Consider the following 19,424-nt stretch of genomic DNA (forward strand, 5'->3'; position numbering starts at 1 on the left):
TAGGCTCCTATTAATGGGAGCCTATGGCGGAAATTAATTAAAAGTATTTTGTGATATTAAGTCGAATATCGCGTCCTACACCAGAAACAGATTCCCCAAGGTAAGGGTAGTAATCTTTTTCAAATAAGTTAGTGACGGTGACTCTTGCTGTGGTATCGGGTAAGAATTCAGGTTCCCATTGAGCAAATGCACCATAAAGAGCATAACCTTTGGATTTTGGATAACCCCAAGAATTAGCCTTTGGATCTCTATCCTCCGGAGCCCGCACTTGGTGGCCCACAAAGTCTCCCGTTATCCCAAAATTAGCATTCCATTGTGGGAGTTTGTAGCCAAGCATGACGTGTAAGGTATCTGGAGGGATCTCGCCAATCCAGGTTTTTTGTTCAAACCAAGGATCACGTGGTGAAGCATCACGTTCCCCTTTGATGGTGGAATAAGCCACTTTACCAAATGTATTCGGGCTATCATAAAATAGTTCAATTTCTAAGCCTTCAATAGTATAGCCGGGTAAATTCCGATAGTTAGATAAGGGTCTGTCACATTCACCGGTTCCATACTTTTGTGCTTCACAATATTCGCCTCGGCGACGAAAAATTTCATCCTTTCCTTTATTTCGAAAAAGGGTGGTTCGAATTTGTAGCTGGTCATCGGCTTGGATGACCTGATCAAAATCGAAAATAGCGCCTAGCCGAATGCCATCCATCCGCTCTTTACCGAGGTTACGACTACTTCCGGTGAGTGAGCTCCGCGCAAATTGCACCTCATATTGCTCATCGATAACAGGGGCTCGCCATGTACGGCTAATATCACCAAATAATGTTAGGTTAGGCGTGGTTTTCCATAAAATACCGAGGTGTGGCGAAAAACCATCATAGCTCACAGGGCGATAATCATGAGCAATGAGTGGATCTTTTTCCATGTAAGTTTGCGCTAAATTGCCTTTTCCTTTGTTTTTGACGTAGTCATAACGTACGCCCGGTGTAATGGTTAAAGTACGCCAAGTAATTGCATCTTGGATATAGGCACTGGTGGTTTCTTGAACACCGGCAGGCATAAATTGAGGTTGATAGTACCCATAGTTATAATTAGGATTACTAATTTTGCCTTTATCGAACATCAAAATACCGCGATCATTTTTATGCCAACGAGCACCAATAGTAAGCTGGTGTTCTAATCTACCGGTATCAAAAATACTTTCATTATGAACATCAAATAATTGGTCGGTATAATCCACCCAACTTTCATTACCAAGGCTTGAAGACATAAAAGTAGAGGCATGCTTAGGACGAGTATCGTGCTGCTTAGTTTTGGATAAGGCATAAGTCGTGGTTAAGTTAACCCAGTCATTATTTTCAGGAACATAATTCCATTTTATACTGTAGTTTTGGTCGAGTTGATCGCGCTGAACCAGTTTACGTTTCATGGCACCATCAAAGCCATATTTGTCGATTTCGCTTTGAGTAGGATTTGGCAGCTCATCACGCTTGGCTGCCCACGGCACAAGGTTGTCCGATTCGGATCGCATAGCGGAAAGGCTTAAGGTGTGTTGATCGTTTAAATAGATATTTGTTTTGATCAGATAAGACATTTGATCGGAATCTGAGTAACCAAAGCGTGTCCCATCGGGCCGACGTAAATCATCGCCTTTTCTTTTACTGACATACAATAAACCATCAGCAACACCATTGAGTGTTTTTCCATAAAGTGCTGAGCTGTATATATTTTGTCGGTCATTAGTGTGATAACTGTATTTGAACATGGCCCCAAAGTTTTGATCCTTACGCAGGAGGTCATTAGGATCTTTTGTGGTGATCTTAATTGTTCCCCCAAACCCACCATTACCGTCCATGATATTGTGAGGGCCTTTATCTACATCAATACGTTTAATTAACTCCGGTTCAATAAATATCGATCCTTGGCGGTATTTTTCAAAACCTTTTGGTGCATCATCAAGGGTTACTTTGACATCTTCGACATCCCCCATCCCCCAAATATTGAGTGTTTGCCCGCCAGGGCGAGGTGAGCCAGAGGAGGAGACTCCGGGAAGTTGATCAACCAGTTCAGCGAGGTTATTTGCTTGTGTGCGCTCAATATCTTTAAGTTTGAGCACTGAGCTACCTGCGCCAACGCTCGAATTCAAGTTACCCACCACGGATAGCGCTGGGAATAAAACAACATCATCTTGTTTTTTCGCTTGTTTCGTTGATGTTGAATCTGTTTGAGCCAATGCGCTAGTCGCTGTTGCTGACGCAACAAGGAGACTAATCAAAGAAAGCCGATTTAACCCTGATAATAAAGTGCAGGAAGATTGACTACCTGCTTGCAACAATAAAGTACAATTTTTATTCATTCTTATTTCCAATAATTAGCCAATATCATAAACACGTTTAATGAGTCGTTTTAGTGGTACAAACGGGTAATGAAAATGATAATTATTTCTGAATAGAATGTTATATGTCGAATAATTGAATCCATTATTATTATACTGTATATTTAATCAGTGTTTTTCCGGTGTGAGTTTATTATGCGCAAAATTATTCATATTGATATGGATTGCTTTTATGCCGCGATAGAGATGCGTGATGACCCTAGCCTACGTAATGTACCCATTGCTGTTGGGGGAAGCGCTGATCGCCGTGGTGTTATCAGCACAGCGAATTATGAAGCTCGTCGGTATGGGGTACATAGTGCAATGTCTACCGCGGTTGCTTTACGACTTTGCCCTCATCTTAAAGTTGTTCCCGGAAGAATGGCGTTATATAAAGAAACATCGGTACATATCCGTAAAATATTTGCTCGCTATACTGATCTTATTGAGCCGCTTTCTCTTGATGAAGCATACTTAGATGTCACCGATTGCCAGCAGTTGCATGGTTCAGCAACATTAATTGCCCAAGAAATCCGTCAACAAATTTTTGATGAATTACAGTTAACCGCTTCTGCGGGGATCGCCCCGATTAAGTTTTTAGCCAAAATTGCCTCAGATATGAATAAGCCGAATGGACAGTTTGTGATCAAGCCTCAAGAGATGGCGGCTTTTGTGTCGACATTATCATTACGAAAGATCCCCGGCGTCGGCAAGGTAACCGCACAAAAATTAGCGGATATGGGGTTACATACTTGTGCCGATGTACAAAAATATGATGCTGTTGCATTAATGAAGAGTATGGGGAAGTTTGGGCAAGCATTGTGGGAACGCTGCCATGCTATCGATGAGCGGCCTATCAATCCAGATAGATTACGTAAATCTGTGGGGGTAGAGCGCACGCTAGCGGAAGATATCCATCAATGGGAGGAATGCCTTCCATTGTTAGATAAGCTTTATGATGAGCTGCAGTTGCGCTTATCGAAGGTCAAGCCAGACTTACGTATCGCACGCCAAGGGGTGAAATTTAAATTTGGGGATTTCCAGCAAACCACGCAAGAGCATGTTTATCCAATATTAGATAAGCAAGATTTAGTGCAGATGGCAAAACAGGTATGGGAAAATCGTCGTGAGGGGCGAGGAGTTCGATTAGTCGGACTGCACGTTACCTTACAGAGTCCTCAAATTGAGCGTCAATTATTATTATCCTTCATACTTTAAGCGACAGCATTGTTGGCTGCACTCCACTACTCGGGTCACATACTGACGTATGTGACCCGCAAGGTACTTAGGTGGAACCGAATTAAAACTTAATTAGTTTTTAACCGGGATATTTTTTAGGATAGCCGTTAACAGCTTCCAGTATTGTCCAACACTTTCCACATGCACGCGTTCATCAGGTGAGTGAGCACCACGAATGGTTGGGCCGATAGAAACCATATCCATTTCAGGATAAGGTTTTTTGAATAGACCACACTCAAGGCCTGCATGGATCACCATAATATTAGGTGTTTTGCCAAACAGTTGTTGGTAAGTTTCGCTGACGATATGCATGACGGGGGAATCAGCATCTGGCTGCCAGCCGGGGTAGCTGCCTTCTGCACGATATTTTGCTTGGGCTAATTTGCTGATAGACGTTAGCATGTTAACAACATAATTTTTGCCGCTATCGATTAATGAACGCACTAAGAAGATAACTTCTGCTTTATCTTCTGTCATCGTGACAACGCCTTCATTGAGTGAAGTTTCAACCACACCTTTAGCCACATCACTCATGCGAATAACATCGTTTGGCGCTGCATTTAAGAAGAAAACAAAACGTTTTTGACAGTCGTCAGTGATAGCTTTTAGTTCCGTTTTTGTTTCTTCGAGGAGTAAGACTAAATTTGGCTCAGCGACTGCTAATTCATTCTGCAAAATACCTTCATAACGGGCTCTAAGCGCGGTTAATTCAGCAACTTTATCTGCAGGCACTGCAATAATCGCATGACCTTCACGTGGGATAGCGTTACGCAGTGTACCACCGGTTAATTCGAGTAATTTCAGGCTGAGATCTTCAGCATGACCCGCCAGAAAACGCGCTAATAATTTGTTTGCGTTGCCTAAACCTAAATGAACATCCCCACCTGAGTGACCCCCTTTCAATCCTTTTAAGGTCAAGGTAAAGGTTTTATAACCTTGAGGTAGTGCTTCACGGGTTAAGTCAAAGGTTGCAGTGAAATCAACGCCACCTGCGCAACCCATATAGATTTCGCCTTCTTCCTCTGAGTCAGTGTTGATCAGAATGTCAGCTTGTAGCCAGTTTGCTTGTAAACCAAAAGCTCCGTCCATGCCGGTTTCTTCAGTCATGGTCAGTAAAACTTCAAGTGGGCCATGTTCAACGGTGTCATCTGCTAATACCGCCAGTGCAGAAGCCATACCAATGCCATTATCAGCGCCTAAAGTTGTTCCTTCTGCTGTGACCCATTCACCATTGATATAAGGGCGGATGGGATCTTTGGTAAAATCGTGCACCGTATCATTATTTTTTTGCGGAACCATATCCAAGTGCGCTTGTAAGACAACTGCTTTACGATTTTCATAGCCAGAAGTGGCTGGTTTACGGATCAAAATATTACCAATCTGATCGCGTTCAACGTGAAATCCTTTCCCTTTTGACCATTCAATAATGTGAGCCGCTAGTGCTTCTTCATGGTGAGATGGGTGAGGGATGGAGCAGATTTTGGCGAAAATGTCCCAAAGGGGTTGGGGGGATAGGGTGGTTAGTTGTGACACGTTTTTCTCCTTCAATCAGTTATCTTATGTTCCCCCGTCATATTTCAAGCCGTAGCGTTGTTGGTTGCGCTCAGCTACTCGAGTCACATACTTATGTATGCTCCCCGAGATATCTTCACTTACCGCCTAGCCACAACTTGAACTATTTAGGGGGCTCGCTTAACGAAGAGCGCCTCTCTTTCTTCAATTTATAGCATAGCTGGCATAATTAAAGGCTACGAAATGACGAGGGTGTACCGCTTTTATTAGGTTGTACTTAAGTGTGAGTACTCAAGCCGTAAGCGGCTTTACGCATTGACTCAGAATAACACTTTATTTTGAACAATGGACAGCGCAAATGATATTAATTCGAGCCATTCGGTGCTTTTTACTGGTTTTTACCGCGCCGAATCACTATAATCTCGCGCAACCTTTTTTCCGCAAGACACATTTCTGTTTTACTCAAATGTCGGGACCCGAATTTTATGAGCGAAAAATATGTCGTAACGTGGGATATGTTGCAAATACATGCCCGAAAACTCGCACAACGTTTATTACCAGTAGACCAATGGACAGGTATTATCGCGGTTAGTCGCGGTGGTCTCGTTCCTGGAGCACTCCTTGCTCGTGAGCTTGGTATTCGTCACGTTGATACTGTCTGTATCTCTAGCTATGATCATGATAATCAACGCGAATTAAATGTTATCAAACGCGCTGAAGGTGATGGCGAAGGCTTCATCATCATTGATGACTTAGTTGATACTGGCGGTACAGCGCAAGCTATCCGCGATATGTACCCGAAAGGCCACTTCGTCACGATTTTTGCAAAGCCAGCGGGTCGTCCACTAGTTGATGATTATGTCGTTGATATCCCACAAGATACTTGGATTGAACAACCATGGGATATGGGGGTTGTATTTGTAAAACCACTGTGCGAACAAGATAACTAAAATTTATGTTTCGTCCTGATAACTCAAAGGTGAAAATATAGCGATAATAAAGAGTTAAAACACTTTTAAATCGTAATAAAAACATTAAAACCTAAGACATTTATCAAAAATACGATACGATATGAGGGGAGTGCAAAATGATGTGCTCCCCTCATTTTTTTCATAAGATCTATCATATTTAAAGTTGTACGAATAGGTGATCAGAATGACTCAGCAAAATCTCTCTGAAAAATTGTTTAAACCCAGAGTTAGGCAAACAGAAACCTCAACGCTGGTTTCTTATTCATCCCATGATATGCCACAAATCAATGACCACAGCGCGCTAAATGGTTCCCAGCATGCAGGTTGGTATCGCATGATTAACCGCCTAATGTGGATTTGGCGTGGCATAGACGTGTTGGAAATTGAAGATGTGTTGAGTCGCATCGCGGTATCTGATGCCGATCGCAGCAACAATGCCCTTCTTGATACTGTTATTGGTAATCGGCGCGGTAACTGGTGCTTTGAATGGTCAACCCAAGCAATGCACTGGCAACAAAAAGCATTAGAATTTGAAAAGGGTGAGAAGGCTGGTGATGCATGGTTGCGTGCAGCCAACCTCTACAGCATCGCCGCCTATCCTTTCATCAAAGGTGATGAGTTAGCCGACCAAGCGGTTCTTCTTGCCTGTAAAGCCTATGACAGTGCAGCGCAGTTTTCCCAATACCAACTGAAAAAAATCGCATTCAAAATTGAAGGTGGTAAAGAAGTTTGTGGCTTCTTGCATATCCCCTCTAATGTGCAAGGACCTTATCCTACCGTGATGGTCTGCGGTATGTTAGATAGCCTGCAAATCGATTTTTGCCGCTATTTTCGTGATTATTTGGAACCACTTGGTATCGCGATGCTGACGTTAGACATGCCCTCTATTGGCTACTCAATCAAATATAAGCTCTCTCAAGAAACCAGTACGCTACATGAGCAAGTTGTTCGTCAGATAGCTACCATACCTTGGATTGATAACACTCGCTTTGGCATCGTTGGTATGCGTTTCGGTGCGAATATAGCATTAAGACTTGCTTATATGTGCCCTGATAAAATCAAAGCAGTTGCGGTTATCGGGCCAATTGTCCATAGCTTATTGAATGAAGATAAATATCAGCGAGATATTCCGCGTATGGTGTTGGACGTATTTGCCAGTCGGCTTGGTATTTACCACGTGGATGGGACATCGTTACGTCACGAATTGAGTTGTTACTCACTTAAAAATCAAGGGCTTCTCGGGAAGCGTAGCAAGGTTCCGATGATGTCTGTTCATTTGGAAAATGACATTTATAGCCCTAAAGCAGAGTCCGATTTGATTAGGCGATCATCAGTCGATAGCCATATAGTCACATTACCAAGCAGCCCAGTATTTGCTAATTTTGAGAAATCCCTCAGTGAAACAACGGAGTGGCTTAAAACAAAAATACTTTAATTTTATTGAATAACTTGCTTATTTCTTGGCTTTTGTTACAAATGGATCTTCCCAAGAAGGAGATCCTTAACATGGCTTTACCGACTGATTATTCAAATGGAAAGTATTTAAAGAAATTTGCTGCAATGGGTCCATATCTACGCGAAAAGCAATCTCTCAACGGTTGCTATTTTTTTGATAGTTTAGTTGTTTGCGTGAATGCGAACATTGCCCCAGAGAAGCGTGAGTTTTGGGGATGGTGGCTAAAGTTAGTGGCAACAAGTGAAGGTTTTGAATTTTCATATCAATTTGGATTATATAATAGCCATGGTAGTTGGCAGGTTAAGGCATTAAAAGATGCCGCTACACAGGAAGCAATAGAAAAAAATTTGATATCGTTTCATCAAAAGCTTTCGCGACAGTTATCTGAACTTGAATTAACCCTCCTTCCCTCGCCACTAATGACAGAATTAAAACTGGAATTAAGCGCATAAATTTGTTTTAAACTAACTTTTATTGAATTTTGCGTTATGCCTGTTGGCATAGCGCGCTTCTCCTGATAAAAATGATACCTACTTTGTTTTATTAATCCTAATGGCAGAAAAATGATGAAAAATAGCCAGACGCTGGTGGTTAAACTAGGAACCAGTGTATTGACAGGGGGCTCACGCCGTTTAAATCAAGCTCACATTGTTGAGCTGGTAAGGCAATGTGCGCAACAATATGAAAAAGGGCACCGTATTATTATCGTGACATCTGGCGCAATTGCGGCGGGTCGCGAGCACCTTAATTACCCCGAACTACCAGCGACCATTGCATCTAAACAGTTGTTAGCGGCGGTTGGTCAAAGTCGTTTGATTCAATTATGGGAAAGGTTATTTTCTATTTATGGCATTCATATTGGCCAAATGCTGTTAACCCGTGCTGATTTAGAAGACAGAGAACGTTTTTTAAATGCAAGGGACACACTTCAAGCATTATTGGATAACGGAATTATTCCGGTTATCAATGAAAATGATGCGGTGGCAACCGCAGAAATAAAAGTCGGTGATAACGACAACTTATCGGCGCTTGCAGCGATCCTCGGAGATGCAGACAAACTTTTATTACTGACTGATATCGAAGGTTTGTATGATGCTGATCCACGCAGCAATCCAGAAGCTAAACTGATCCCTGAAGTTTATGGTGTTAACGATGAGTTGCGTCAAATGGCAGGAGGAAGTGTGAGTGGCTTAGGCACCGGTGGCATGGCGACGAAATTACAAGCTGCGGATATTGCTGGAAGAGCGGGGATTGATGTTATTATTGCCGCGGGAAATAAGCCTGATGTCATTAATGCCGTGATTGAAAACATCCCTGTTGGCACTCGCTTTTATGGGCAAGAAAACCCCATGGAAAACCGTAAACGTTGGATTTTCGGTGCGCCAGCGGCGGGAGATATTTATATTGATGATGGTGCACAACTCGCCATCATGGAAAAAGGCAGCTCATTATTGCCAAAAGGGATTAAAAAAATCGAAGGTGATTTTTCACGAGGTGCTGTAATTCGCATTCGTAACATGGCGGGAAAAGATCTTGCTCATGGTGTTAGCCATTACAATAGTGATGCTTTAAGAATGATTGCGGGTCACCATTCACAAGAAATTGGTCGTATATTAGGTTATGAACATGGTTCTGTAGCCGTTCATCGCGATGATATGATAGTGGGTTAATTATGTTAGAACAAATGGGTAAAGCGGCTAGAGTTGCCTCATGGCAATTAGCCCAGCTAAGTACAAAACAAAAAAATGCAGCACTTGAGCAAATCGCAGATTTATTAGAACAAGAAAGCGATGTGATCTTATCGGCTAATCAGCAAGATATGCTTCAAGCGAAAGAAAGTGGCATGAAAGAGGCATTGCAAGACCGTTTGCTTCTAACACCAGCTCGCTTAAAAGGCATTGCAGATGATGTGAGAAAGGTCTGCCAGTTAGCCGATCCTGTAGGCCAAGTGATTGAGGGGAGTAAACTGGATAGCGGTTTAGACCTTCAACGTCGTCGAGTCCCGTTGGGTGTTATTGGGGTTATTTATGAAGCACGCCCTAATGTCACCGTTGATGTGGCTTCATTGTGCTTAAAAACAGGTAATGCCGTTATTTTGCGTGGGGGTAAAGAGACACACAAGACTAATCTTGCTGTTGTCAGTGTTATCCAAAAAGCGCTTGAACGTTGTGGATTACCTGCTGATGCAGTGCAAGCTATCAACAACCCTGATCGTGAATTGGTCGCTCAGTTATTAAAATTAGACAAATATGTGGATATGTTGATCCCTCGAGGTGGCGCAGGGCTGCATAAACTCTGTCGTGAACAATCGACCATTCCTGTTATCACGGGGGGTATTGGGGTTTGTCATACCTTTGTTGATGAAACAGTCGATTTTGATAAAGCATTGAATGTGATTACTAACGCGAAAGTACAGCGCCCAAGCGCATGTAACTCATTAGAAACGCTATTAGTTCACCAAAGTATTGCAGCAGATTTCTTACCTCGCTTAAGTGAGAAAATGGCACAGCAAAAAGTGACATTGCATGCGAGTGAGCAAGCAATGCCATTTTTATTGCAAGGCCCCGCTAAAGTGGTTGATGTAAAACCTGAAAATTTAATTGATGAGTGGCTATCTTTGGATCTTAACGTGGAAATTGTTGCGGATATTGATGCCGCAATTGATCACATTCGCCATTATGGAACCGCTCATTCAGATGCAATTTTGACTGAGTCTATTCGTCAGGCGGATTATTTTGTCCAGTGTGTAGATTCATCAGCGGTTTATGTGAACGCAAGTACGCGCTTTACGGATGGCGGGCAATTTGGACTCGGTGCCGAAGTTGCTGTCAGCACTCAAAAATTACACTCTCGCGGCCCGATGGGGCTAGATGCATTAACCACATATAAATGGATTGGGTATGGTGATTTTTTAAGTCGCGCTTAACATTTACATGTAAATAACAAGGCCACACTGTTGTGTGGCTTTATTTTTTCATTGTTTGCCGTTTTTGACCGCCCCGCAGTTATTATATGTATGGCGAATGTGACGTAACAATCATGATGATGGGATGAATATTGATGTTTTACATTATCGGTCCAAGAGGTTCAGGAAAGACAACTATCGGTAAGCAGCTTGCTGAATATAAAGGGTATCAGTTTGTCGATACGGATAAGCTTATTTTAGAGCGTGCAGGCAAAAGTATTGCTGAAATTGTTGAGCAACATGGGTGGGACTACTTTCGTCAATTAGAAAGTGATGTATTACAGTCAATTAAGCAAGATAATGTGATTGTTTCAACGGGCGGTGGGATTATTCTTGCTGAAGAAAATCAGCGTGTTATGCGTGATAACGGCACTGTTGTTTATTTGAATGCTAACCCTAACGTTCTTGTGCAACGCTTAGCCGCTGAACCTCAAGCAGACCAACGCCCGAGTTTGACGGGTAAGTCTCTGTTAGCGGAAATCGAAGAGGTTATGCAGCAAAGAGAACCTATTTACCGTGCGACGGCACATCATGTAATTGATGCAACACAACCCGTTGAAGTTATCGTTCAGCAGCTAAAAGATTTAATCTAATTTAACGGTGCTTTAGGAATAAACCGCTTAGCGTTATCAGTTTTATCGCGACATAATAATAACCGTGTATAATTATTAACTGAAATATATAATCATAATACAGGGAACCATTATGTTGGCAAAAATTGTCAAAGCACTGCTTAAATTTCTATTTCGTGTTCAAGTTGTCGGGGACGCGAAAGAATTCAATCAAGATAAATGCTTGATTACACCTAATCATGTCTCTTTTCTTGATGGTGTTTTAATTGCCCTTTTTTTGCCAGTAAAACCTGTATTTGCGGTGTACTCCTCATTTGCTACACCGCAAATGATCAAGCGACTTAAGCCTTACGCCGATATTATCCCTCTCGACCCTGCTAATCCTTTAGGTCTTAGGCACCTAGTCAAAGAAGTCGAGAAAGGAAGACCAATTGTTATCTTCCCTGAAGGGCGAATTTCCGTCCATGGCTCTTTAATGAAGATTTATGAAGGGGCTGCTTTTGTTGCTGCTAAGTCAGGCGCTAAAGTGGTTCCTATACGTATCGAAGGAGCAGAGCGTAGTCATTTTGGGTATTTAAAAGGCATTATCCCATTAAAATGGTTTCCTAAAATTACCTTACATATCTTGCCTGCTGAAACTATTCCCATGCCAGAAGCGCCTCGAGCGGTAGAACGTCGCAGTCTAGCGGGTGAGCATCTCTACCAAATTATGAAATCTGCGCGCATGGATTGTCGCCCGCAAATGACATTAGTAGAAGCCTTTATCGATAGCATTGAACGATTCGGTCGGCGAACACCTTGTATCGAAGATATTGCTTTTAAAGAAGACACTTACCAAGGTCTACTCAAAAAAACCTTAGGAGTAGGGCGTATTATTGAGCGTTATACTCACGAAAATGAACGTATAGGGCTCTTACTTCCGAATACAACCGTTACTGCTGCTGCGATATTTGGCTCATTAATGCGAGGCCGAGTACCTGCGATGCTTAACTACACAGCGGGTAGTCATGGTATTAGCAATGCACTGAAAGCATCCGCCGCGAAAGTGGTATTTACCTCTCGCCAATTTTTAGAAAAAGGGAATTTGACGCATATACCGGAACAAGTTCCTGAAGCCAATTGGATCTACCTTGAAGATTTAAAAGACACCGTAACTTGGCAAGATAAACTTTGGATTGTTAAGCATTTATATGCCCCCCATAAAGCGATAATCCCACGGAAAGTCGATGATGAAGCGATTGTTTTGTTCACGTCAGGCTCAGAAGGCACCCCAAAGGGGGTAGTACATAGCCATCGTAGCTTGATGGCGAATGTTGAACAAATTAAGACCATTGCAGATTTTACACCTCGTGATCGTTTTATGTCATCACTACCGCTATTTCATGCCTTTGGGCTAATGGTAGGCCTATTTATTCCACTTTTCTCTGGAAGCCGTATATTCCTCTATCCAAGTCCTTTGCACTACCGAATTATTCCTGAATTGGTTTACGATAAAAATTGTACTGTGCTTTTCGGGACATCGACCTTTTTAGGGAATTATGCGCGATTTGCCCATCAATATGATTTTGCTCGCCTACGCTATGTTGTTGCTGGCGCTGAAAAATTATCGGATAGCACCAAGAAAATTTGGTTCGATAAATTTGGTATTCGAATTCTTGAAGGTTATGGCGTGACAGAATGCGCCCCGATTGTCTCTATTAATGTGCCGATGGCAGCTAAAGCGGGCTCTGTAGGACAAATTCTACCGAAAATGGACGCACGAATTATCCCGATCTCTGGCATTGAAAACGGCGGTAAGTTACAGCTTAAAGGCCCTAATATCATGAAAGGCTATTTGCGTGTTGAAGCGCCCGGCATCTTAGAAACACCGAGTGCGGAAAATCAACAAGGTGAAAAAGAACAAGGCTGGTATGACACGGGTGATATCGTTGAATTAGATAGTAAAAATTATTGTACCATCAAAGGTCGAGTCAAGCGTTTTGCCAAGCTTGCGGGGGAAATGGTCTCCTTAGAAAGCCTCGAACAAATGATTTTTAGTCTATCACCCAATGCTAACCATGGGGTTGTCACTAAACCCGATAGCAGTAAAGGTGAAGCCTTAGTGTTATTCACCACGGATAAAGATCTCGATCGCAGTGCATTATCTGCGGCAGCAAAAAGCAAAGGACTAACCGAGCTTGCGGTTCCGCGTGATATTCGTTGGATAAAAGAACTCCCTGTACTAGGCAGTGGAAAAACGGATTTTGTTACACTCAAACAAATGGCCTTGAAGGATGAGTAATATGGATGATGTCACGCCAAAAGTACCTTTATTAAGTAAAGGCATGAAGGCCGTTTTAGCCTCTCAATTCTTATCTGCTTTTGCGGATAATGCGTTACTGTTCGCTATTTTGGCACAACTCAAAGCTGAGTTTTACCCAGAATGGAGCCACCCAATTTTACAAATGGTATTCGTTTTTACCTATATCATTTTGGCCCCTTTTGTTGGCCAAATTGCTGACCGCTTTGCAAAAGGCCGTGTCATGCTATTTTCTAATATCTTCAAGTTTATTGGTGCGTTAGGTATTTGTATCGGGCTCAATCCTTTCCTGTGTTATGGGCTAGTTGGGATTGGCGCAGCATCCTATTCTCCTGCTAAATATGGGATCTTGGGTGAGTTAACTGGGGGAGATAACCTGGTTAAAGCGAATGGCATGATGGAAGCATCAACGATTGCGGCGATCTTAGTCGGTTCAGTGGTTGGTGGAATGCTATCGGACATTAATTTGATGTTGGCGCTGGGCACGTGCGCTGCTTTATATGCGCTTGCCGTTGGTGTTAACTTCTTTATTCCCCATCTTGCTGCTGCGAGACCGGCTAAAGGCTGGAATGTCAAACAGCTATTGTCCGATTTTTTCGCTGCTTGTCGCATATTATGGGCAAATCAAGAAAGCCGTTTTTCATTAGTCGGAACCAGCTTGTTTTGGGGCGCTGGTGTTACTTTACGTTTTTTATTAGTGGCATGGGTACCTATTGCTCTTGGATTACAAGATAACACCACGCCGACTATCTTAAATGCAATGGTTGCCATTGGTATTGTTGCGGGGGCTGGGCTGGCCGCTAAATTTATTACACTCAAAACGGTTTATCGTTGCATCCCTGCGGGGATAGTCATTGGTATCATGGTTATCTTGCTTTCTCTGCAAACAAATCTGCTGCCATCCTACTTTATCTTAATTGTTCTTGGTGTCTTTGGTGGGTTATTTGTTGTTCCTCTTAATGCACTTTTACAAGAAAAAGGGAAAGAGACGGTAGGGGCAGGTAATGCGATTGCAGTGCAAAATCTTGGCGAAAACAGCGCAATGCTAATTATGTTAGGATTGTATTCTTTGGCAATAAAAACGGGATTATCTGTCATTAATGTCGGAATTGGCTTTGGGGCTGTCTTTGCAATTGCCATTGCGGGATTATGGATTTGGGATCGTGCTCGTAAAAAAAGCTAAACAGGGGTAAACAACAAAATGACGGATGAGAAACAGCTCGAAGCATTAAGTATTCAACTTGGTAAACGTCTATTACAACAAGGTAAAACGGTGACAACCGCAGAATCTTGTACTGGGGGCTGGCTTGCCAAGGTACTGACTGATATTGCTGGAAGTTCGGACTATTTTCATCGTGGTTTTGTCACCTACAGTAATGAAGCAAAACACCAAATGATTGGAGTTAAAGATGCGTCATTACAGCAATTTGGTGCAGTCAGCGGACAAGTTGTTAGCGAAATGGCACTGGGTGCGCTAAACGAAGCGAAGGCAGATTTCGCTATTTCAGTGAGTGGTATCGCAGGTCCGGGTGGCGGCAGTACGGAAAAACCGGTTGGGACAGTCTGGTTTGGTTTTGCCCAAAAACAAGTTGATGATACCATTGCTATATCAACTAAACACTGTGTATTTCAAGGCGATAGAAACCAAGTTCGTTTACAATCAACCGCTTATGCGCTTGAGATGCTTTTGAAAATCATAAGTGAAAAATCTTCTTGATACTGTATGATTATACAGTATACTTAGTTCCAACAAACCGAATTCAACCGTTTTATTCGCAGTGATTTACATCATTGCACTTAGGGAGTGAACAATGGCTATTGATGAAAACAAACAAAAAGCACTTGCTGCAGCACTAGGTCAAATTGAAAAACAATTTGGTAAAGGCTCCATTATGCGCCTTGGCGAAGACCGCTCAATGGATGTTGAAACCATCTCAACGGGCTCTTTATCACTCGACATAGCACTAGGTGCTGGTGGTCTGCCATTAGGACGTATTGTTGAAATCTACGGTCCTGAATCTTCCGGTAAAACAACGTTAACTTTGCAAGTTATTGCATCGGCACAGCGCAGTGGTAAAACATGCGCATTTATCGATGCTGAGCACGCGTTAGACCCTGTCTATGCTAAAAAATTGGGTGTTGATATTGATAACCTACTTTGTTCTCAGCCTGATACCGGTGAACAAGCGTTAGAAATTTGTGATGCATTAACTCGCTCTGGTGCTGTTGATGTCATCATTGTTGACTCCGTTGCGGCTTTAACACCTAAAGCTGAAATTGAAGGCGAAATTGGTGATTCGCATATGGGTCTTGCTGCTCGTATGATGAGCCAAGCAATGCGTAAGTTGGCGGGTAACTTAAAAACATCTAATACACTTTTAATTTTTATTAACCAAATTCGTATGAAAATTGGTGTGATGTTTGGTAACCCTGAAACTACAACAGGTGGTAACGCACTTAAATTTTATGCTTCAGTACGTTTAGATATTCGTCGTATTGGTGCTGTGAAAAATGGTGAAGAAATCGTTGGTAATGAAACGCGCGTTAAAGTTGTAAAAAACAAAGTGGCTGCGCCATTTAAACAAGCGGAATTCCAAATTCTTTACGGTGAAGGTATTAATACTGTTGGTGAGCTGATTGACCTTGGTGTGAAACATAAACTGATCGAAAAAGCAGGTGCTTGGTATAGCTACAACGGTGATAAAATCGGCCAAGGTAAAGCAAATTCGACAACTTACCTTAAAGAGCATCCAGCAATTGCCACTGAAATCGACACAAAATTACGTGACATGCTATTAAATCACACAGGTGAATTTAGTAGTGCAGCGGCTGACTTCCAGAATGATTCTGAAGAAGAAGAGACTAAAGAAGAAATCTAATAGTCTCTAGTTGGTTGATAAATCTGTCAATAATAAGCGCTGCTCCTTTACGGGCAGCGTTTTTTTATTTTTGCCCATTATAATAATAGTTTATTGGCTCGTGTTTATATGGAAAAATAAGCCAGCGATAGGTATAAACATACTTTCAGAAAATATCTAGACGCTTTACAATGAAAACTGCGAATGGATGTATCTATACTCTAGGTATAGTGAGTATATATTTTACTTCTACATAAAGAGACTTTATCTTATCAGTCACTTTTTAATCGGAGAGTTGATTAGAGGTGATGTTACATGCCATCTCAACAATTCGTAATTTTGTTTCCAGCTTGATATCGGGATAAATATGAGTAAAAGCACCGCTGAGATCCGCCAAGCGTTTCTCGACTTTTTCCATACGAAAGGTCATCAGGTGGTCGCCAGCAGTTCGCTAGTGCCCAATAATGACCCTACTTTATTGTTCACAAACGCAGGGATGAACCAGTTCAAAGATGTATTTCTTGGTCTGGATAAGAGAGCATATTCCCGAGCGACAACCGCACAACGTTGTGTCCGTGCCGGTGGTAAACATAACGATTTAGAAAACGTAGGCTACACAGCCCGCCACCACACCTTCTTTGAAATGCTAGGCAATTTTAGCTTTGGTGATTATTTTAAGCATGATGCGATCCGCTTTGCTTGGGAATTACTGACGAGCAACGAGTGGTTCAACCTACCAAAAGAAAGATTGTGGGTTACCGTATATGCTACTGATGATGAAGCTTATGACATTTGGAACAAAGAGATTGGTGTTCCAGCAGAGCGTATTATTCGTATTGGTGACAACAAAGGTGCGCCTTATGCCTCTGATAACTTTTGGCAAATGGGTGATACTGGACCATGTGGCCCATGTACAGAAATATTTTATGATCATGGCGATCACATTTGGGGAGGACCTCCGGGTAGCCCTGAAGAAGATGGTGATCGTTATATTGAGATCTGGAACCTTGTCTTCATGCAATTTAACCGTCAATCAGACGGTACGATGGAGCCACTGCCTAAGCCTTCTGTAGATACAGGTATGGGGCTTGAGCGTATCTCTGCTGTATTGCAACACGTTAATTCTAACTACGATATTGATATCTTCCGTGAATTAATTTCAGCGGCTGCGGCGGCAACAGGTGCAAGCGATTTATCCAATAAATCACTTCGCGTTATTGCCGATCATATTCGCTCTTGCGCATTCTTGGTGAGTGATGGCGTTATTCCGTCGAATGAAGGTCGTGGCTATGTGCTTCGTCGTATCATTCGCCGTGCGGTTCGTCACGGTTATATGCTGGGCGCAAAAGAAACCTTTTTCTATAAGTTGGTTGCACCACTGATCAACGTAATGGGATCAGCTGCCGATGAGCTTCAACGTCAACAAGCAATGGTAGAAAAAGTTCTTAAAACGGAAGAAGAGCAATTTGCCCGTACTTTAGAGCGCGGTCTTCAGTTATTAGATGAAGAATTAGCATCCCTAAAAGGGGATACGCTTGAAGGTGAAGCCGCATTCCGCCTATACGATACCTACGGCTTCCCAATTGATTTAACGGCTGACGTTTGTCGTGAGCGCAATATCAAAGTGGATGAAGAAGGTTTCGAACGTGCGATGGAAGATCAGCGCCGTCGAGCGAGAGAATCAAGTGGCTTTGGTGCTGACTATAACTCATTGATCAAAGTTGAAAAAAGTAGTGAATTTTCTGGCTATCAATACGATGAACAACAGGCCACTATCACTGCGCTGTACAAAGATGGTCAGCCAGTTGATGCATTAAATGCAGGGGATGAAGGTTTAGTCGTTCTTGATAAAACCGCATTTTATGCAGAATCAGGTGGGCAGGTTGGTGACACTGGAACCTTGCACAATGAAAGCGCTAATTTTATTGTAACTGATACTCAAAAATATGGTCAGGCGATTGGGCATATTGGTAAGGTTGAATCCGGCTCATTGGTTATAAACCACCGTATTAATGCTAAAATTAATACTGAAAGACGTAATGCAATTCGTTTAAATCACTCTGCAACACATTTACTGCATGCTGCACTGCGTCAAGTTTTAGGCGAACATGTTTCTCAAAAAGGTTCTTTAGTTAACGATAAATATCTACGCTTCGATTTTTCTCACTTTGAAGCAATGACAGCTGATGAATTACGCCAAGTGGAAGATATTGTTAATGCTCAAATTCGTAAAAATTCAGAAATTGAAACTGAATTGATGGATTTAGAGGGCGCTAAAGCGAAAGGTGCTATGGCATTATTTGGTGAAAAATACGATGAACGCGTGCGGGTTCTTAGCATGGGCGATTTTTCTATTGAATTATGTGGTGGTACTCACGCAAGCCGCACGGGTGACATTGGTCTATTTCGTATCTTAAGTGAATCAGGTACAGCTGCTGGCGTTCGTCGTATAGAAGCAACAACAGGTGCAATGGCGATTGAAAATGTACATTGCCAGTCAGAACAACTTTCAGCAATTGCTCACTTATTAAAAGGTGATGTTAATAATCTAGTAGAGAAAGTTAAGTCTGCATTAGATAAGTCTCGTCAATTAGAAAAAGAGATTTTGCAACTAAAAGACCAACAAGCCTCTCAAGAAAGTGCTTCACTAAGCAGTAAAGCAAAAGAGATCAAAGGCGTTAAATTATTGGTAAGCGAATTGCGTGATACTGAACCTAAACTATTGAGAACAATGGTTGATGACCTCAAAAATCAGTTGAAATCAGCGATTATCGTGCTTTCAACAACAAGTGGTGATAAAGTCAGTGTGATCGTTGGTGTGACTAATGATTTGACTGCTAAAGTTAAAGCCGGTGATTTGATATCATATGTTGCACAGCAGGTAGGTGGTAAAGGTGGTGGACGCCCAGATATGGCTCAAGCCGGGGGGACGGACGTGAGTGCGTTACCTGCAGCGATGAGCAGCGTTGAAGAGTGGGTGACTTCACGTCTATAAAAGCTTATCTAAGTTGCCTCATCATTTTATGAGGCAACTTTAATCTGTTGCAGCATTGTTAAAGTGTTGCGGGTAGTGTTATATTTTGCTTGTAAATAATTAGAATGCTTGCCTTGATGGCATCAATTCTTTAGGTGAATGTCATTGCTTTACGTTTTCACGGTGTGTGATGGACAATAGCGGGGGATA

14 protein-coding genes are annotated in these 19,424 nt (G+C 42.2%); 12 read left to right on the top strand and 2 right to left on the bottom strand.

From position 1 onward, the window contains the following. Positions 1-37 precede the first annotated feature (37 nt). Positions 38-2,350 (bottom strand): TonB-dependent hemoglobin/transferrin/lactoferrin family receptor, encoded by a 2,313-nt coding sequence (locus M998_RS14855; protein ID WP_068909578.1) that lies wholly within the window; start codon positions 2,348-2,350, stop codon positions 38-40. 174 nt (positions 2,351-2,524) lie between these two features. Here M998_RS14855 and dinB point away from each other — a divergent pair, with 174 nt between their 5' ends. Continuing rightward, a complete protein-coding gene (dinB, locus tag M998_RS14860; RefSeq protein WP_068909579.1) occupies positions 2,525-3,586 on the top strand; it encodes a DNA polymerase IV in 1,062 nt (353 codons plus the stop codon). Between the two features lie 93 nt (positions 3,587-3,679). Here the strand turns inward: dinB and pepD are convergent, their stop codons facing one another. Continuing rightward, entirely contained in the window at positions 3,680-5,140 is a 1,461-nt protein-coding gene (pepD, locus tag M998_RS14865) for a beta-Ala-His dipeptidase (protein ID WP_068909581.1), read from the bottom strand. Positions 5,141-5,604: 464 nt separating this feature from the next. On the opposite strand from pepD, the gene gpt reads away from it, so the two are divergent. From gpt to alaS, 11 genes are all read left to right on the top strand, one after another. Further along, positions 5,605-6,069: a xanthine phosphoribosyltransferase gene (gene gpt, locus M998_RS14870; protein ID WP_068439590.1), complete on the top strand. Its 465-nt coding sequence runs from the start codon at positions 5,605-5,607 to the stop codon at positions 6,067-6,069. Positions 6,070-6,274: 205 nt separating this feature from the next. Next, positions 6,275-7,525, top strand: coding sequence for an esterase FrsA (gene frsA / locus M998_RS14875; RefSeq protein ID WP_068909583.1), 1,251 nt, complete (start codon positions 6,275-6,277; stop codon positions 7,523-7,525). Between the two features lie 71 nt (positions 7,526-7,596). After that, a complete protein-coding gene (gene crl, locus M998_RS14880; RefSeq protein WP_068439595.1) occupies positions 7,597-7,998 on the top strand; it encodes a sigma factor-binding protein Crl in 402 nt (133 codons plus the stop codon). 114 nt (positions 7,999-8,112) lie between these two features. Further along, positions 8,113-9,216, top strand: a complete 1,104-nt coding sequence (gene proB / locus M998_RS14885; RefSeq protein ID WP_068909604.1) for a glutamate 5-kinase — start codon at positions 8,113-8,115, stop codon at positions 9,214-9,216. 2 nt (positions 9,217-9,218) lie between these two features. Continuing rightward, the gene (gene proA / locus M998_RS14890; RefSeq protein WP_068909585.1) at positions 9,219-10,472 is read left to right on the top strand and encodes a glutamate-5-semialdehyde dehydrogenase; all 1,254 of its coding nucleotides are present in this window, start codon (positions 9,219-9,221) and stop codon (positions 10,470-10,472) included. Between the two features lie 134 nt (positions 10,473-10,606). Beyond that, positions 10,607-11,104 (top strand): shikimate kinase AroL, encoded by a 498-nt coding sequence (aroL, locus tag M998_RS14895; protein WP_068909587.1) that lies wholly within the window; start codon positions 10,607-10,609, stop codon positions 11,102-11,104. A gap of 112 nt (positions 11,105-11,216) precedes the next feature. After that, positions 11,217-13,364, top strand: coding sequence for a bifunctional acyl-ACP--phospholipid O-acyltransferase/long-chain-fatty-acid--ACP ligase (aas, locus tag M998_RS14900; protein WP_068909589.1), 2,148 nt, complete (start codon positions 11,217-11,219; stop codon positions 13,362-13,364). A 1-nt stretch (position 13,365) separates the two neighbouring features. Continuing rightward, entirely contained in the window at positions 13,366-14,565 is a 1,200-nt protein-coding gene (lplT, locus tag M998_RS14905) for a lysophospholipid transporter LplT (RefSeq protein WP_068439603.1), read from the top strand. An 18-nt stretch (positions 14,566-14,583) separates the two neighbouring features. Continuing rightward, positions 14,584-15,099: a nicotinamide-nucleotide amidase gene (gene pncC, locus M998_RS14910; RefSeq protein WP_068439606.1), complete on the top strand. Its 516-nt coding sequence runs from the start codon at positions 14,584-14,586 to the stop codon at positions 15,097-15,099. A gap of 94 nt (positions 15,100-15,193) precedes the next feature. Further along, positions 15,194-16,261 (top strand): recombinase RecA, encoded by a 1,068-nt coding sequence (gene recA / locus M998_RS14915; protein ID WP_068439607.1) that lies wholly within the window; start codon positions 15,194-15,196, stop codon positions 16,259-16,261. 346 nt (positions 16,262-16,607) lie between these two features. Beyond that, positions 16,608-19,235, top strand: a complete 2,628-nt coding sequence (gene alaS, locus M998_RS14920; protein ID WP_068909590.1) for an alanine--tRNA ligase — start codon at positions 16,608-16,610, stop codon at positions 19,233-19,235. Positions 19,236-19,424 lie beyond the last annotated feature (189 nt).

The sequence above is a fragment of the Providencia heimbachae ATCC 35613 genome (assembly GCF_001655055.1).
GTDB lineage: Bacteria > Pseudomonadota > Gammaproteobacteria > Enterobacterales > Enterobacteriaceae > Providencia > Providencia heimbachae.

Bases quoted from the DNA above. Each gene is read 5' to 3' on its own strand.
- frsA (WP_068909583.1), top strand. From the start codon at position 6,275: ATGACTCAGCAAAATCTCTCTGAAAAATTGTTTAAACCCAGAGTTAGG.
- crl (WP_068439595.1), top strand. From the start codon at position 7,597: ATGGCTTTACCGACTGATTATTCAAATGGAAAGTATTTAAAGAAATTT.
- proB (WP_068909604.1), top strand. From the start codon at position 8,113: ATGAAAAATAGCCAGACGCTGGTGGTTAAACTAGGAACCAGTGTATTG.
- M998_RS14855 (WP_068909578.1), bottom strand. From the start codon at position 2,350: ATGAATAAAAATTGTACTTTATTGTTGCAAGCAGGTAGTCAATCTTCC.
- alaS (WP_068909590.1), top strand. From the start codon at position 16,608: ATGAGTAAAAGCACCGCTGAGATCCGCCAAGCGTTTCTCGACTTTTTC.
- lplT (WP_068439603.1), top strand. From the start codon at position 13,366: ATGGATGATGTCACGCCAAAAGTACCTTTATTAAGTAAAGGCATGAAG.
- aroL (WP_068909587.1), top strand. From the start codon at position 10,607: ATGTTTTACATTATCGGTCCAAGAGGTTCAGGAAAGACAACTATCGGT.
- gpt (WP_068439590.1), top strand. From the start codon at position 5,605: ATGAGCGAAAAATATGTCGTAACGTGGGATATGTTGCAAATACATGCC.
- proA (WP_068909585.1), top strand. From the start codon at position 9,219: ATGTTAGAACAAATGGGTAAAGCGGCTAGAGTTGCCTCATGGCAATTA.
- recA (WP_068439607.1), top strand. From the start codon at position 15,194: ATGGCTATTGATGAAAACAAACAAAAAGCACTTGCTGCAGCACTAGGT.
- pncC (WP_068439606.1), top strand. From the start codon at position 14,584: ATGACGGATGAGAAACAGCTCGAAGCATTAAGTATTCAACTTGGTAAA.
- aas (WP_068909589.1), top strand. From the start codon at position 11,217: ATGTTGGCAAAAATTGTCAAAGCACTGCTTAAATTTCTATTTCGTGTT.
- dinB (WP_068909579.1), top strand. From the start codon at position 2,525: ATGCGCAAAATTATTCATATTGATATGGATTGCTTTTATGCCGCGATA.